At 56.6% G+C, this 15,762-nt stretch carries 14 protein-coding genes; 8 read left to right on the top strand and 6 right to left on the bottom strand.

The window, feature by feature from the left end:
- Positions 1-137: 137 nt before the first annotated feature.
- Both BC440_RS17535 and BC440_RS17530 read left to right on the top strand, forming a co-directional pair.
- Positions 138-1,193 carry a sugar phosphate isomerase/epimerase gene (locus BC440_RS17535; RefSeq protein ID WP_071240786.1) on the top strand — a complete coding sequence of 352 codons (1,056 nt, stop codon included), beginning with the start codon at positions 138-140 and terminating at the stop codon, positions 1,191-1,193.
- Positions 1,194-1,230: 37 nt separating this feature from the next.
- Positions 1,231-2,394, top strand: a complete 1,164-nt coding sequence (locus tag BC440_RS17530) for a Gfo/Idh/MocA family oxidoreductase (RefSeq protein WP_071240785.1) — start codon at positions 1,231-1,233, stop codon at positions 2,392-2,394.
- A gap of 126 nt (positions 2,395-2,520) precedes the next feature.
- Here BC440_RS17530 and BC440_RS17525 read toward each other — a convergent pair whose 3' ends face one another.
- Positions 2,521-4,116: a hypothetical protein gene (locus BC440_RS17525; RefSeq protein ID WP_071240784.1), complete on the bottom strand. Its 1,596-nt coding sequence runs from the start codon at positions 4,114-4,116 to the stop codon at positions 2,521-2,523.
- A 425-nt stretch (positions 4,117-4,541) separates the two neighbouring features.
- Here BC440_RS17525 and BC440_RS17520 point away from each other — a divergent pair, with 425 nt between their 5' ends.
- From BC440_RS17520 to BC440_RS17495, 6 genes are all read left to right on the top strand, one after another.
- Positions 4,542-5,507: a D-glycerate dehydrogenase gene (locus BC440_RS17520; protein WP_071240783.1), complete on the top strand. Its 966-nt coding sequence runs from the start codon at positions 4,542-4,544 to the stop codon at positions 5,505-5,507.
- Positions 5,508-5,710: 203 nt separating this feature from the next.
- Complete coding sequence (locus tag BC440_RS17515) at positions 5,711-6,874, top strand: TRAP transporter substrate-binding protein (protein WP_071240782.1); 1,164 nt, start codon at positions 5,711-5,713, stop codon at positions 6,872-6,874.
- Between the two features lie 96 nt (positions 6,875-6,970).
- Positions 6,971-7,543: a TRAP transporter small permease subunit gene (locus BC440_RS17510; protein WP_007088957.1), complete on the top strand. Its 573-nt coding sequence runs from the start codon at positions 6,971-6,973 to the stop codon at positions 7,541-7,543.
- A 44-nt stretch (positions 7,544-7,587) separates the two neighbouring features.
- A complete protein-coding gene (locus tag BC440_RS17505) occupies positions 7,588-9,009 on the top strand; it encodes a TRAP transporter large permease subunit (protein ID WP_071240781.1) in 1,422 nt (473 codons plus the stop codon).
- A gap of 12 nt (positions 9,010-9,021) precedes the next feature.
- Complete coding sequence (locus BC440_RS17500; RefSeq protein ID WP_071240780.1) at positions 9,022-10,383, top strand: amidase; 1,362 nt, start codon at positions 9,022-9,024, stop codon at positions 10,381-10,383.
- Positions 10,380-10,565 carry a hypothetical protein gene (locus tag BC440_RS17495; protein WP_071240779.1) on the top strand — a complete coding sequence of 62 codons (186 nt, stop codon included), beginning with the start codon at positions 10,380-10,382 and terminating at the stop codon, positions 10,563-10,565. The genes BC440_RS17500 and BC440_RS17495 overlap by 4 nt, the downstream gene beginning before the upstream one ends.
- Before the next feature lie 60 nt (positions 10,566-10,625).
- Here the strand turns inward: BC440_RS17495 and BC440_RS17490 are convergent, their stop codons facing one another.
- From BC440_RS17490 to BC440_RS23200, 5 genes are all read right to left on the bottom strand, one after another.
- Positions 10,626-11,813, bottom strand: a complete 1,188-nt coding sequence (locus tag BC440_RS17490) for a sulfotransferase (protein WP_071240778.1) — start codon at positions 11,811-11,813, stop codon at positions 10,626-10,628.
- Entirely contained in the window at positions 11,810-12,553 is a 744-nt protein-coding gene (locus tag BC440_RS17485) for a hypothetical protein (RefSeq protein WP_071240777.1), read from the bottom strand. Before BC440_RS17485 ends, BC440_RS17490 begins: the two co-directional genes overlap by 4 nt.
- A gap of 30 nt (positions 12,554-12,583) precedes the next feature.
- The gene (locus BC440_RS17480) at positions 12,584-12,853 is read right to left on the bottom strand and encodes a hypothetical protein (RefSeq protein ID WP_071240776.1); all 270 of its coding nucleotides are present in this window, start codon (positions 12,851-12,853) and stop codon (positions 12,584-12,586) included.
- On the bottom strand, positions 12,850-14,247 hold the full coding sequence (locus BC440_RS17475) for an arylsulfotransferase family protein (protein ID WP_071240775.1): 1,398 nt from the start codon (positions 14,245-14,247) through the stop codon (positions 12,850-12,852). Before BC440_RS17475 ends, BC440_RS17480 begins: the two co-directional genes overlap by 4 nt.
- Before the next feature lie 161 nt (positions 14,248-14,408).
- Positions 14,409-15,762 (bottom strand): hypothetical protein (locus BC440_RS23200; RefSeq protein ID WP_071240774.1); only part of this gene is annotated, 1,354 nt, incomplete at its 5' end.

Here is a 15,762-nt window from a genome sequence, read left to right as displayed (position 1 = left end):
ATTGGCGTTGTTGAATAAACGCGAGCAGGCAGAAGGAACCCCGCCCTGTCACGACAGGCCGGGCGGGGTTTGATTTTACATCACATTCGTCACCAGATGACATCCGGGCCACCCGGAAAAAACCACACGAGGTCAGTATGAAAACGCTTAAGGGACCGGCGATTTTCCTTGCCCAGTTTGCCGGGGACGAGGCCCCGTTTGACAGCCTTTCCAATATCGGACGCTGGGCGGCGTCGCTTGGCTATAAGGGGGTGCAGATCCCGAGCTGGGACAAGCGCCTGTTCGATGTGCAAAAGGCTGCCCAAAGCAAGGATTACTGTGACGAGGCCAAGGGCATTCTGGCCGAACATGGTGTCGAGATTACCGAGCTTTCGACCCATCTGCAGGGGCAGCTTGTGGCGGTTCATCCGGCCTATGACGAGATGTTTGACGGTTTTGCCGCCCCCGAAGTGCGCGGCAACCCGAAGGCGCGCCAGGAATGGGCGGTCAATCAGGTCAAGGACGCGATCCGGGCATCACGCCATCTGGGTATTGGCGATCATGCGACATTTTCAGGCGCACTTGCGTGGCCCTATGTCTATCCGTGGCCGCAACGCCCGGCCGGGCTGATTGAAACAGCCTTTGATGAACTGGCAAAACGCTGGCTGCCGATCCTTGATGTGGCCGAGGAAAATGGCGTCAATGTCTGTTACGAAATTCATCCGGGCGAGGACCTGTTTGATGGCGTGACGTTCGAGATGTTCCTTGAGCGGGTTAAAAACCACGCGCGGTGCAACATCCTTTATGATCCGAGCCACTTTGTGTTGCAGCAGTTGGATTACCTTGATTTCATCGATATCTATGCCGAGCGGATCAAGATGTTCCATGTCAAGGATGCCGAGTTCAATCCGACCGGGCGGCAGGGCGTTTATTCCGGGTATCAAAGCTGGGTCGGGCGTGCCGGGCGGTTCCGGTCGCTTGGCGACGGGCAGGTTGATTTTGGCGCGATCTTTTCGAAGCTTGCGGCGATTGATTTTGATGGCTGGGCCGTGCTGGAATGGGAATGCGCGCTTAAACATCCCGAAGACGGCGCGCGCGAAGGGGCCGATTTCATTCGCAATCATATTATCCGCGTGACCGAAAAGGCGTTTGACGATTTCGCCGATGGCGGCACGGACGAGGCCACCAATCGTCGCCTGCTGGGGCTTGATTAAGTCCGGCAGCAGAAAACCAATCAGGACGGAGATTGACATGACTGAGACGAAAAATCCGGCGCGGCGCATCCGCCTTGGCATGGTTGGCGGCGGGCAGGGGGCGTTTATCGGCGCGGTGCATCGCATTGCGGCGCGTCTTGATGATCGCTACGAACTGGTTGCCGGGGCGTTGTCGTCCAAGCCCGATGTGGCGCGTGCGTCGGCGGCGGAACTGTTTATTGCGCCGGACCGGTCCTATGACAGTTTTGCCGACATGGCCAAACAGGAAGCGGCGCGCGCGGATGGCATTGATGCCTGTGCGATTGTCACGCCAAACCACCTGCATTTCCCGGCGGCCATGGCGATGCTGGATGCCGGTATTCACGTGATTTGTGACAAGCCGCTTTGCCTGAATGTCGAGGAAGCCGAATTGCTGGCGGCCAAGGTGCGCGAAACCGGCCTTCTGTTCGCATTGACACACAATTACACCGCCTATCCGATGGTGCGCGAAGCCCGTCAGATGGTGCGTGATGGCAAGCTTGGCGATATCCGGTTAGTACAGGTTGAATATCCGCAAGGCTGGATGGCAACGCGCGTCGAGGATACCGACAACAAGCAGGCCCATTGGCGTGCCGATCCGGCCAAGGCCGGGATGGGCGGGGCGTTGGGCGATATCGGCACGCACGCCCATAACCTTGCCGATTTTGTCACCGGGCTTGAGATTTCGGAACTGTGCGCGGATATCGATGCCATCGTGCCGGGCCGCAAGCTTGACGATAATGTCCAGATCTTGATGCGGTATGACAATGGTGCGCGCGGGATGCTTTGGGCAAGCCAGGTGGCGATTGGCCATGAAAACGGCCTCAGGCTTCGGGTTTATGGTGACAAGGGCGGCATTGAATGGGCGCAGGAACATCCCAACCATCTGCATTACCGCCCGCTTGACGGTCGCCCGGAACTGATGACCCGCGGCGGGGCAGGGATCGGATCGACCGGATTGCGCGGCGTGCGTGTGCCACCGGGCCACCCGGAAGGGTATCTTGAAGGCTTTGCCAATCTTTATACCGATTTCGCCGATCAACTGATCGCGCGGATTACCAATGGCAAGGCCGATGCGGCATCGATGCTGATCCCGGGGATCGATGAAGGTGTCAAAGGCATGAAATTTGTCGAGGCGGTGGTACGTTCTGCAAAGAGCGGCGCGGTCTGGACCAAGATTTAAACGTTTATTCCCCGGGTATTATCCGGGAAAATAAACCAGACATCCTGTTCTCGTTTTTGGGTTCTTCCCGTCTGATCCCGTGTCAGGCTATCGGGCCGCCGCCAGCATGGTAGCGGCCCGTATTTTTCAGTTCCGCACAAATTCCTTGCCATCAATGGTCAGGATTCGGCCATTGAAGCTGCATCGTGCACTGCCTCCGGGGATCGATGTGCGTTGCAGGACTGCGCCACTTGATGCATCGCGATATATGCCCTCATCATATTGGAAGGCGATGCTGTCCGGGGTCGTATCAAATTGAAAATCGATATCAAATTGATACTGTGCCCCGCCGCCATAGGTGAATTGCCGGAAATGCCCGCTGCCGCTGCCTGATCCGTTCATGGTGTAGGTGGTCAGGTTGCCATCGGCGCTAAAGGTGCCGGTGGCGGTGGTGCAGTCATCAGCCTTTTTCGGCATGGCGGCTTCGCGCGCGGCCTGTTCAGCAGCGGCTTTGCGTTGTGCTTCTGCTGCCGCAGCGGCGGCGGCCATTTGAGCCTTGCGCTGTTCTTCGCGTTTCTGGCGTTCAATTTCGGCAAGGCGTTTGTCTTCGGCAATCCTTGCGTTGAGTTCGGCTTCTGATGCCAGTTCCTTGCCCTTGTAATACGGACAGGTTCCATCAGGCTGCGAGACCGAACCACAGGGCCGCAATCCGATGAAATTTTCTTTCATTTCATAATTGTCGTATTCAACCCAGTGACCATCGGGGGCGGTCATGCGGCCCTTGCCCGTCGGGTTGCCCTTGGCGATCTCGCCTTCCCAGACCGAGCCGCTTCGGCGGGTAAGTTTTCCTGATTTGGGCACAACAACATCAAATTTGCCTTCGAAGGTTTCCCCATTCTTCCATTTTACGATGGGGCTGGGGGCCAGCCTGAATTCTGACTGGTCAAAGCGTCCGTCAAACCTGCCGCCATCGGACAGCTCGAACGTGCCCGTGATGCTTTCGGGGGTAATTTTCGCCTCGAAAATGCGGGCTTCTTCATTGCCATCATTCGATATCCGAACGGTGCCGGGTCCGTCGACTTCACCATTGAGTTGCGGGCCGAGAAACTCGAACTTCCATTGCCCGCTCCAGGCAACGACGACAGGCAGAAAGATGTCTTCGGCCCTGTTGAGTACAGTGGCCAACAGGAGCTGGTTTTCGTTGTAAAACGGAAAGCGTTCGGATTTTACGGAGTTGGAGAAATAGCCGTATTCTCCGGTCAAGCGCAGCGTTTCTCCGGCCGAAATCGTAACGACCCTGTCGAATTTATCGACCGTATTATGTCGGACGATGACACGATAATCGCCGGGCCATAGTTGAACGCTATGCGTATTGGCGATGGTCAGCATTGGCCCGTTGACGCCAACAAAATTTTGGGTGTTGGCGGTGGGATAGACAAAAAGATACCAATCGTCCCCGATTGGCCCACCCCCGCCAACGAGGAGGGACAGCAATCCCCATTTGTATGGCGACTTTTTTATCATGCTTTCAGGCGCTGCAGACGCGGTATTTGCTTCAGCAGAGGCCGCCTGCTTTGTTGCAGGCGCAGTGCCTGAAGTTTCGCCCGCATTGGTGAGCGTACTGAAAAAGTCGCTGGTCGCGGTGGTGATGTCGGTCGTCTGGCACCCGACAAGGGCAATGAGTGCGACAAGCAGGGTGCCTGCATGTGATAGGCGGCGTGCTTTGAAAACAGCTTTCTGCATAGATCCCCCCAATGCAGATCGAACATATCAATATTTGTGCATAGAAGCGTGAATTGGGAAAGAGGCAAAGGCAAACGCAGCGGCATGAAATTTGTCGCGGTGGTGGTTCACGTTGGTCCGAGTGGTACCACATGCTGGGCCGCGGCCATCTTTGCGAAACGGAACCACCACGCAAATCGGAACATCCGGGGAGAGACAGGCGGCGGTCCTTGTGATCGGCCGCCTGCTTTTTTTATCTGCGTTGTGATGCCGTTACGGAAAGGGCGATTCGGGCGGCTTTGGCGTGAAGCGTATCACTATCTGGTATTCCATCTGGTGGAAAAAACACCCCGATGAGTTGATCGTCTATTGCCCTGTTTGTCGCAAAGGTGTTTCATTGCATTATAAATAAAACTGCAATCCATGCAGGAAACAGGGAGTAGACGATGGCGGGAAAGCCGGTGCTACTGATCACCCGGCGTTTGACCGATGCGGTGCAGGCGCGTGCGGCGCGTGATTATCAGGTCATTCTGAACGACGCGGATCATGTGTTTTCACGTGAGGAGCTGCTTGCGCGCTGTCAGGATGTTGACGCCGTTCTTCCCTGTCATTCCGAACATTTCAGTGCCGATGTCATTGCCGATCTTGGTGATCGGTTGCGGATCATTGCCAATCATTCGGTCGGTGTTGACCATGTTGATCTTGAGGCGGCAAAGAAGGCCGGGATCACGGTCACCAATACCCCCGATGTGCTTTCCGATGCCACGGCCGAAATCGCCATGCTCTGCATGCTGGGTGCGGCCCGGCGTGGTGCCGAGGGCGATGCGATGGTGCGGGCCGGGAAATGGGATTTCTGGTCGCCGGCCTTCATGGTCGGGCGACAGGTAACCGGCAAGCGGTTTGGCGTTCTGGGCATGGGCCGGGTCGGGCAGGTGGCCGCCGAACGCGCGCGCGGCTTTGGCATGGAAGTGCATTATCACAACCGGACCCGGTTGCCCGACCCCCTTGAAAAAGGTGCTGTTTTCCACGACACGGTCGAAGGGCTTCTGGCGGTATCGGATGTTTTGTCGCTGCATTGTCCGGCAACCCCGGAAACCACCGGCATCATCAATGAGAAAACCATCGCAATGCTGCCGGATCGGGCGATCCTGATCAATACGGCGCGCGGCAATCTTGTTGACGAGGCCGCACTGGTCAAGGCGCTTGAAAGCGGGAAACTGTTTGCCGCCGGGCTGGATGTGTTTCGTACCGAACCGGGCGGCAATCCGGAACTGGCCGCCCTTAGAAACGTATTCCTGTTGCCGCATATCGGCTCCGCGACGGAAGAGACGCGTGATGCCATGGGCTTTCGGGCGCTTGATAATCTTGATGCGTTCTTTTCCGGTGGGCAACCACAGGATCGCGTCGCCTGATCGCGGCGCCAAAAACAAAAACATGCTGCATCCCGGAATTCATCAGGGTCCGGGAAATAACAATCGAAGAAAGTTTTCCACATGGTGGAAGGCCAAATATTCGATGTTCCTTGTATCGGGTCTGTCCCTATGTAAGGCTTAAAATCATCGCCAGTTTTCCGCCAATTAGTTGTCGGTCGCGGCGATAATTCTGGGAGGAAGTAATGAAAAAGATACCTACGCCTGAAGACGTGAAGTCCAAGCAAGTGTCCCGCCGTTCGTTCCTTACCAAGGGTGCGACCGGTGTTGTTGCCGGTGGTGCTGCTGCTTCGGGGCTGTTTGCCGCCCCGGCAGTTCATGCGCAACCGGCACCTTTGGTCGTCAAAATGCAGACGTCCTGGCCGTCATCCGATATCTGGATGACGTTTGCCCAGCAATATGTTGATCGTGTCGAAGCCATGTCGGGTGGTCGCCTGAAGGTTGACCTTCTGCCGGCTGGTGCCGTTATCGGGGCATTCCAGGTTCTCGATGGCGTCAATGATGGTGTGATCGATATCGCCCATTCCGTGCCGGTTTACTGGTATGGCAAGAACAAGGCGGCGTCGCTGTTTGGCACCGGCCCGGTGTTTGGTGGTTCGGCCACCACCATGCTGAGCTGGTTCTATGCCGGTGGCGGTGAAGAATTCTATCGCGAGCTGACCCAGGATGTTATGGGGCTGAACGTGATTGGTCTTCTTGGCTTCCCGATGCCAGCCCAGCCGTTCGGCTGGTTCAAAGGCACGATTAACGGTGTGGCCGATATTCAGGGCTTCAAATACCGCACCGTTGGTCTGGCGGCTGATCTGCTGCAATCGATGGGCATGTCGGTTGCACAGTTGCCGGGCGGTGAGATCGTCCCGGCGATGGAACGCGGCGTTATTGACGCGTTCGAATTCAACAACCCGTCATCGGATATGCGGTTCGGTGCGCAGGATGTGGCGAAGAACTACTATCTGTCGTCCTATCATCAGGCGTCCGAAAGCTTCGAGTTCATCTTCAACCGTGATTTCTATGAAGATCTCGACCCTGATCTACAGGCGATCCTGCGGTATGGCGTGGAGGCTGCTTCGACGTCGAACACGGCACTGGCGATGGATAACTATTCGTCCGATCTTCAGAAACTTGCGGACGAAGGCGTTACCATCCATCGTACATCGAAGGAAATTCTGGCCGCACAGCTTGAAGCCTGGGACAAGCTGATCCCGCAGCTTGAAGAAGATCCGTTCATGAAGAAGGTTCTTGATAGCCAGCGTGCCTGGGTTGAGCGCGTGACCTATTATGAACTGATGAACTCGCCGGACTATCAGCTGGCCTATGATCACTACTTCCCGGGCAAACTGAAACTGTAATGAAACCGGCCGGTTTCATACGGTTTGTCTGACCCAAAGGCTGCCCCGGAAACCGCAGGTTTCCGGGGTGGTTACGACGGTAACGGAAAAGACTTCATGATCAGTTTTATTGAATTCGCGGACAAGCTTTCGGCTTGGTTTGGCAAGGCTTTCGGGTGGCTCATCATCCTGATGACGTTGGGAATGAGTTACGAAGTGATGGCGCGTTATGTTTTCAATGCACCGACGACATGGTCACTTGATGTGTCCTTCATCATGTATGGTTCGTTATTCATGATGGGCGGGGCCTATACGCTTTCACGCGGCGGCCATGTGCGGGGTGATTTCCTTTATCGTCTCTGGAAGCCAAGGACACAGGCGAGTGTCGATCTTGTGCTTTACATCTTCTTTTTCTTTCCCGGTATCACCGCCCTGATCCTGTCGGGCTGGAAATATTCGTCACGGTCGTGGGGATACGGGGAAGTCAGCGTGAACAGCCCGGCGGGTGTTCCGATTTTCCAGTTCAAGTCGATCATGGTGGCCGCAGGCATTCTTCTGTTCATTCAGGGGATCGCACAGGTCATGCGCTGCATCATGTGTATCCGCGAAGGGTACTGGCGCGGCGCTGATGACGATGTCCAAGAAACCGAAGAATTGCTGATGAAGCAGCATGTCGCAAAAGACAATTAACCAAATCGAATTCCGCGATAACCGGTCCGAACGGAGCTGCAAACGTGATTGACGCACATGTCGCCCTGATGATGCTTGGCATCTTCATTATGCTTGTTTTCCTTGGCTTTCCCGTTGCGTTTACGCTGATGGCGCTGGGGATCGGTTTTGGTTACTACGCCTATTTTGACGCAGGACGCATGTGGCGTGCCTTTAACCGTCTGGCCGAGGACAGCGATAGTCTGACATCGGCGATCACCTGGGTCGAAGGGGCGGTGAATAACCGGATATTCGATCTGTTCATCAACCAGACATATACGGTGATGTCCAACGAGGTCCTGACCGCGGTTCCGCTGTTCCTGTTCATGGGCTACATCGTTGAGCGCGCCAATATCGTCAACCGGTTGTTTTCGACACTTAATATCGCGGCCAAAAATGTGCCCGGTTCGTTGGGGGTTGCGGCCCTTGTGACCTGCGCGCTGTTTGCCACCGCGACCGGGATTGTCGGTGCGGTGGTGACCCTGATGGGGATGCTGGCACTGCCCGCGATGCTGAAAGCGCGCTATGACAAAAGCTTTGCCACCGGCATCATCTGTGCTGGCGGGACGCTGGGTATTCTGATCCCGCCATCAATCATGCTGATTGTTTACGCCGCGGCGTCGGGGGTATCGATCGTGCGGCTTTATGCCGGTGCATTGTTGCCGGGACTGACACTTGTCGGGTTGTATCTGGTTTATGTCATGGGGCGTGCCCTGTTGCAGCCAAAAGCCGCGCCGCGTCCGACATCGGATGAAATTCCCGATGTTCCCCTGCTCAAGGTTCTCTGGTTGCTGGCGACGTCGTTCTTCCCGCTGGCATTCCTTATTCTTGCGGTTCTGGGATCGATCCTGTTTGGTCTGGCAACCCCGACCGAGGCGGCATCCATCGGGGCGCTGGGCGGTATGGTTCTGGCGCTGGCGTATCGCGCGCTGACCTTTGACCGGTTGCGGGAATCTGTTTATCTGACGGTGCGGACATCGGCGATGGTGTGCTGGCTGTTTGTCGGTTCCTATACGTTCTCGTCGGTGTTCTCGTATCTGGGGGGCGAGCATGTCATTGCCGAATTCGTTGGCGGGCTTGACCTGACGCCGCTTCAGTTTCTGCTGCTGGCGCAGTTGATCATCTTCCTGCTGGGCTGGCCGCTGGAATGGTCGGAGATCATCATCATCTTCGTGCCGATCTTTCTGCCGCTGCTGCCGCTGTTTGATATTGATCCGCTGTTCTTTGGCATTCTGGTTGCGCTGAACCTTCAGACATCCTTCCTGACGCCACCGATGGCGATGTCGGCCTATTACCTTAAGGGTGTTTCGCCTCCGGGTGTTTTGCTGACGGATATTTTCAAGGGAATCATGCCATTCCTGTTCATGGTGATTGTCAGCATGGTGCTGATGTATGCCTTCCCCCAGATCGTGTTCCATCTGCCTGATCTGTTCTATGGTGCACGATAGGAGGATGTGGTCATGACCCTTAATCCGTTGCTTAATCTTGATGTTGTTGAATTGCACGACCGTCTGGCAAGCGGGGCGGTGCGCGCGGTGGAATATGCCGAGGCGTGTCTTGAACGGATTGCGGCCCTTGAGCCTGAAATTCAGGCATGGGCCTATCTGGATGGTGATTACGTGATGGCGCAGGCCCGTGCACTTGATGCGCGCCGCCAGTCTGGCATGCCCATCGGGCCATTGCATGGGCTGCCGGTCGGGTTGAAGGATGTGATTGATACCGCCCGGATGCCGACCGAAAACGGTACGCCGCTTGATGCCGGGCGGGTGCCGACCGAGGATGCGGTGCTTGTCGAACGGCTGCGTGCGGCGGGCGCGATTATCATGGGGAAAACCGTTTCGACCGAAATGGCGTTCATGTGCCCGTCGAAAACCCGAAACCCGCACAACACATCCCATACACCGGGGGGATCATCGGCCGGATCGGCGGCGGCGGTGGCCGCGGCGATGGTGCCGCTTGCCGTGGGGACGCAAACCGGCGGGTCGGTTATCCGACCGGCATCCTTTTGCGGGGTGGTCGGGTTAAAGCCGACCTTTGGCGCGATTGCCCGCACCGGGGTTCTGCCCCAGTCGCCGACGCTTGATACCATCGGTGTTTTTGCCCGGTCGGTTGAAGGGGCGGCGATGATTGCCGAAATCCTGTTTGGTCATGATGCCCGTGATCCCGCGACCATGCCGCAGCCGGTGCCAAGGTTGCTTCAAACGGCCCGGACCGAGCCGCTGGTGACGCCGACACTGGCTTTTGTTCGCCCGCCGCAATTTGACACCGTGGCCGACGACGATACCGTGATGGCCTTTCGCGAATTGACCAGTGCGCTTGGCGAACAGTGTTTCGAAGCCCCGTTGCCCAAGGCATTTGATGATGCGGCGGATTTGCGCGCCAAGATCAATTTTGCCGAAATGGCGAAATGTTATTACAGCTATGAAAAGCGCGGACGCGATCAATTATCCCCGCAGATGACAGAGGCGCTTGATGCCGGGAACAGGGTAACGGCGCGGGATTATCTTGCGGCACTTGATTGGCGCGATCTTTACAATGTTGCGCTTGATGAAGTGTTCCAGCGTTGCGATGCGATCATTACCCCGGCAGCGCCGGGACCGGCACCCGGAAACCTTGATACGACGGGAAATGCCATTTTCAACGGTCTTTGGACGTTATGCGGCACGCCTGCGATTACGGTGCCGTTGCTTTGGGCGGAAAACGGGTTGCCGATGGGCGTGCAGCTTGTCGGGCGGCGCGGCGATGATGCGCGGTTGCTTCGAACGGCGCGCTGGCTTGTTGAATTTTTGTCGAATTCTGAAAATGAAGGAGCATCGTCATGACCACGTCACGTCTTGATCAGGCAATGGCGATCCTGGCCTTTATCGTGTTTGCCGGTTTTCTTGGTATTCTGTTTGGCTATGTCACGCGCTGGGATCTTGGCATTATGGTCGGGATCACGCTGGTGCTTTGTGGCTGGGATTTCTGGCATATGGGCACAGGGCGCAAAAGCGACCATCACTGATCGCTTTTGCCAGATATCGGATATCGATTAATTCAGGACGCGCCGGGGATTTGAAAGTCCCTAGGCGCGTTTTGTTTTTGCGACACCTGCACCGTCCTGCTGTGTGCCGTCATAGCCGAAACGGGCGGCGGCAATCGCGGTGACATCGCGGATCAGATCAATTTCTTCGTCGCTGAATTTCGGGCGGTAATAGGTTGGGGCGTGAATGGTCGGGGCGACTTCATTGATGATCGGTTCGGCATCGGGCAGGTCGACATGGTCAAACAGGCGGCGTAACTGATTTGCCGGGTCGGCGACGAAATCCTCGTACCGGACCACCAGTGTTGCATCTTTAAGCGCCTTGTTCACGGTCATGCGGTCAGCGATGTAATGGTGCAGGTCGGTCCAGTAATGGGCCCAACCGGCAACTTCTTCGCCGTCTTTCCAGTGTTTCATGATCTGGCGAGTGGCATGCAGATCGCCGGTATTGATCGGACGACGATCAAGGCCGAACTCGTAATGACCGACACGCTGCATATGGGCAACCGCACGCGGGTTACCCTGTTCGCCCTTGCAGAACAGGTCGTGCTGCTTGGCAAGGGATGCGATATGCCATAACGGGTCACGCACCGGCAGAACAAACCGGGCATCGGGGAAGATCGATAGCAGATATTCCATCCGGGTGACCAGATAGTTTGCCTTCGATATGTAACGCTTGCCGCCGCGAATATGGATCAGTTTGCGGATGTGATCGCGATAGAACTTCTCGAACGCCGGGTTGCTGATCTGCCCATCAAGGACGTTGCTTTCATTCACGTCATGCAGGTGGCGGAAGAACGCCATCCAGATCATTTCCTCGAACGCTTCGGGGCTTTCGGGCGTGATGTTGATGCCATCCGCATGGGTGCGTTCAACCGCTACTTCCTTGCCCTTGGGGGCAAGGTCGACAAACTTGTTCCACAGATAGGGCGTGAAAACCGGCGGATAGTCGCGGTAACGATGGGTTGCCGCATCCGAATGGCGGGCCAGCGTTTCCAGAAGGATCGTGCTGCCCGATCGGGCGAGCCCTGCGACAAAGACCGGCTTTTCTATTTGGACACCTTCAATCGCATCACCGGCAAGTTTCGTTTCGAAATTGCCAAGTCTGATCCATTGCATCGGATGGCGGGCAATCAGGCCGCTTAGCCAGTTATCCCAGCCCGATACATGGAAGGCTGCGCCATTAGACGCGGGTGTGGTTGATTTTTCGGATGTCGTTTGGCCCGTCATTCGATGCGAAATCCTTTTTTGATCGCCAGCGACCCCAATACGAGGGCAAGGAAGAAAGTCAGTTCCCAGCCACGCGCCCAGTCGGGACCTGCGCTGATGATGTGTTGGGTTGGCAATTCGAAACGAAGCTGTGTCACCGGGCTGTCGTCGGGCAGATAACCCGCCGGGTTGCCGATGATGAAATTCCACCATTGTTTTTGATGGATCACGGGAATGGCGGCGGCCGGTGCCACCAGATAGGTTTCGCCGTCATTGGCACCGGGCACCTGAACGACGGGGCATGCGCCGTCTTCCATGCCGGTCGGATTGATGCCGACCTGTTCGATGGTGGCATTTTCCGGCTGGGTGGTGATCGAAACCTGCTGTCCGGGGGGCGGGCAGCTATACCCATATTGCCCGTCCAGCCAGACGATCAGGGCAAGGGCGGGCAGGGATGCGACAACCGCCGGGCCGATGACAAAACCGACCAGCTTCAGGGATTGGGCCAACTGCGCCTTGGCCAGCTTCATGCCTTCGGCAAAGTCTTCGCCGTCGTCTTCGGCCATGGCCTGACGGGCTTCTTTCAGCCGTTCCTTGATCGCCTTGATACGGGTTTGCGGTGACAGCCATTTATAGAGCAGCATCGATATCACGGCACAGATCAACGCCCAGATCAGGACACGGCCAAACGGCCCAAGGGCATCTGCCATCAGGGTATCAAATGCGCCAAAGGCGGGGGCGGGCCAATCGAGTATTCCCATGCTTTATCGTTCCTGCTGATCGTCTGCGGCTTAGGCTTTTGGCTGTTCGGATGGTGCCGAATGCGTGGTGCTGGCGGTGTTTTGCTGCGCGCGTTTGCGTTTGCGCATCATCTTGCGGATCGGCCACAGCAGGACAAAGCCGACCGCGACAAATACGGCGGCCAGAACAGCCCACAAGGCGGACAGCAGGCTAAGCCCGGCACCCGGCCCGACATAGGCCTGTGCGGGCAGGGCGGTCAGAAGGGTGGCCGCGGCAATTGTCGCGGTGCCGATGGAAAGCAGTTTCATGTTCTGTTTCATTGGGTGTCTCCATTCGTGGAGGTCGGGGTGAAGTCGGTATCGCGATAAAGGGCAGCGCGTTCGTCGCTGATGCGCTCAGACTGCGACACAACGGGGATCAGTTTCTTGCCGGGGTTATCGGGATCATCACGGCGGATCGGGTTGTGGTATTCCCAGACGATCTCGCCTTCCGGGGTGACTTCGAGCAGGCGACCGCCGCTTGATTCCGTAATCAGCGTATTGCCATTGGCAAGGCGTTGCTGATCAGCGCGGATGTTGCTGTCGAATTTCTGTTCGGCCGTGCCCTTGTATTCCCATGTGATGCCGTTGGTTTCGGGATTGATTTGCAGGATGCGTGATTGCCCGGCTTCCGGATCGGCAAGCTGGCCCTGATTGTCAAACAGCAGGATATCGCCATTGGGCAGGACATCCGGGTCATGTTGGCCCAGCCACGGGCCGCGTGTGGCCCAAACGATTTTTTCCGCATCCATATCAAGCACGGCAATGATGCCAAGGTCGCGGAAGGACAGAACAACATCGCCCGCCTTGCCCTGAGCAAAGTTTTGCGCCGTTTCTTCGGTAATCAGTTGGATCGTGTTGGTGTGCAGCACGTCCTCGTTCGAGAAATAGGGCGCGAAATCGACCATGTTGGCGTAGCTGGAATTGATCAGCGCATCGAGGATCGAGACACGTTTGATTTCCTGGCCTTCGGGCGACAGGATCACCGCGAAATCATCAAGTCGCGGTGGGGTCAGCTGTTTGCGGTTGGCATATGTGTTAAAGCGGAATTCCTGTGTCAGGGCATAAATCCGGCCATCGGGCGCAATCGAAAAATCATGATGCGCGGTCCCCAGATATTTCCAGACCGGTTTGGAATTGCGGTCGATCTTGGCCATGCCATAGCCATAGGGCGTATCGCCCGCCGCGGTATATTGCAAGATCAGATCGCCATCCGGTGCCATTTTGGCCGTGTGCCAATGCATGAAATCGTCTTTTTGCGGGTTGGGGATCGGCGATGTTTCATCGTGGATTTCGCTAAACGGCATGCGCCATTCATGGACGATGTTGCCATCCATATCGATCAGAACGGCATGCGGCCCGTCACCCGATGAATACAGGGTCAGACCTTTCTGGGTCTTGTCGGCTTTATTGATCGTGACACCGGTTTTTTCGGTGCGGGCCGGGGACCAGAAATCAAGCCGTTCGACGCTGCTGTATTTGGTGCGCTGTTCCCATAATGCCGTGCCCGCGCGCCAGGCATTTTTCATCGACTGATAGGGTGGGACTTCGGCCAGTATGACAAACGCACCGATGCCAAAGCTGATCGCGGCGATGCCGGTCATGAAAGCAGCAAAAAAGATTTTATCGCCGCGGTTGTTTTCCGCAGATTCACTGGTTTTTTCAGGTGCAGGCACGCAACAATCTCCTTGTCATCTGACAAAAATGTTACGTGTGCCTGTGGGCAAATTTGCGGCCAATATCAAGGGGATTGGGGCGGTTTGGCCGCTTTTCGCCTTTGTTTCGCCCAAGAGTTTAATTGCAGGTAGGGATGTTTTCGGGCGGTTTGTTCGTTTGATTACTGCCGGTATTCGACCCCGTCCATCACCAGAAGATTACCGTCAAAACGGCATGGTACGGTGCCTGATGGCACACTCATGCGTTGCAGGACCTGCCCGGTTGCCGCATCGCTATAGGTGCCGTTGCCATAGGTGACCGAAATGCTGTCGGGCGTGGTGACATAGGTGAAACCGATCTCGAACCGGTATTTCTGGGCACTGCCATAGGTGTACGTGATGAAATTACCACTCCCCTGTCCGGGGGAGTCGAGTTGAAGGGTGGAATTGCCGGTATTGTCGCGGAATGTGCCGCTGGCATTGCGGCAGCCGCCTTGGGCTGCGACCTGCTGTTGGGTGGCTTCGGTTGCGGCTTTTTGTGCGGCGGCTTCGGCGGCTTTTGCGGCAAGTTGACGATCACGTTCCATCAGGGCGGCCAGTTCGTCCGGCCCCGAAAGCTTTTTGCCGCCATAATAATAGCATTCACCGGCCGCGACGGTTTCCCCGCCGCAGACGAATTCGCCGGTCTGGTTTGGAAATGCCAATCCTTCGGGCAGTTCCATCCAGCCGCCTTCCCACCAGGTCAGTCGCCCCTGACCAGAAGGCTTGCGTTCGCGCACCGGTCCCTGCCAGACATTGCCGTCCGCCATGCGCAATTCACCTTCAAGCGGGTCAAACACGCGATAGGTACCGGTAAAGCTTGTGCCATCGGGCCATTTGGTCGTGCTGCCCGGTTCGATCTGGTGGCTGTCGCTTAGATAGTCGCCGTCCACCACGCGGCCATCGGCATATTCGATGTCGCCGGTGATTTTGTCGCCGGTAATGTCGGCATTGTCGATTTCGGCAAAGGGCTGCCCGTTGCGGGTGATTTCGAGCGTGCCGGTGCCGACCGGATTGCCGTTATTTTGCGGGCCGGTATATTCCGCCTGGTATCCGTTATCGGTAAAAAGGGTTTCCGGGCCATAGGTGGTGCTGATCGGTATGCGCCATATCGTGGTGTCGATATTCGGATCAATCCGGGCAGGGTCGGGTTCGCGGCTGATTTTGACGTCTTCGGAAAACAGACCGTAATCGGCATAAACCACCGTCACTTCGCCGGGCAGCACATCGACCCAGCTTTCCGATTTCAGTTCACTCAGTCGATAGACCCTGACCTGATAGCTGTCGGGCCACAGGGTGTATTCCTTCATCTGTCCGGCGGAAAGATGTTCGGTGGTGAAGGGTTTGAAACCCTTGTTGCGGGCGGCCTTTACGATCTGCATCTGCCAGCCGTAATAGGCCCCGTTGCCCGATGGGTTGATCCGAAAGGCGATGCTGCCGGGATCGGAAACATTGGCCGGGGCAAGGGGTGTTTGCGACGGGACGGGCGAGGGGGCC

This window comes from Thalassospira sp. MIT1004 (assembly GCF_001858545.1).
Lineage (GTDB): Bacteria > Pseudomonadota > Alphaproteobacteria > Rhodospirillales > Thalassospiraceae > Thalassospira > Thalassospira xiamenensis.
The sequence above is the reverse complement of the archived record's forward strand: the minus strand, read 5'-3'. Positions and strand labels throughout refer to the sequence as shown.

Bases quoted from the DNA above. Each gene is read 5' to 3' on its own strand.
- BC440_RS17525 (WP_071240784.1), bottom strand. From the start codon at position 4,116: ATGCAGAAAGCTGTTTTCAAAGCACGCCGCCTATCACATGCAGGCACC.
- BC440_RS17480 (WP_071240776.1), bottom strand. From the start codon at position 12,853: ATGAAACAGAACATGAAACTGCTTTCCATCGGCACCGCGACAATTGCC.
- BC440_RS17495 (WP_071240779.1), top strand. From the start codon at position 10,380: ATGACCACGTCACGTCTTGATCAGGCAATGGCGATCCTGGCCTTTATC.
- BC440_RS17535 (WP_071240786.1), top strand. From the start codon at position 138: ATGAAAACGCTTAAGGGACCGGCGATTTTCCTTGCCCAGTTTGCCGGG.
- BC440_RS17490 (WP_071240778.1), bottom strand. From the start codon at position 11,813: ATGACGGGCCAAACGACATCCGAAAAATCAACCACACCCGCGTCTAAT.
- BC440_RS17500 (WP_071240780.1), top strand. From the start codon at position 9,022: ATGACCCTTAATCCGTTGCTTAATCTTGATGTTGTTGAATTGCACGAC.
- BC440_RS17520 (WP_071240783.1), top strand. From the start codon at position 4,542: ATGGCGGGAAAGCCGGTGCTACTGATCACCCGGCGTTTGACCGATGCG.
- BC440_RS17530 (WP_071240785.1), top strand. From the start codon at position 1,231: ATGACTGAGACGAAAAATCCGGCGCGGCGCATCCGCCTTGGCATGGTT.
- BC440_RS17515 (WP_071240782.1), top strand. From the start codon at position 5,711: ATGAAAAAGATACCTACGCCTGAAGACGTGAAGTCCAAGCAAGTGTCC.
- BC440_RS17510 (WP_007088957.1), top strand. From the start codon at position 6,971: ATGATCAGTTTTATTGAATTCGCGGACAAGCTTTCGGCTTGGTTTGGC.
- BC440_RS17485 (WP_071240777.1), bottom strand. From the start codon at position 12,553: ATGGGAATACTCGATTGGCCCGCCCCCGCCTTTGGCGCATTTGATACC.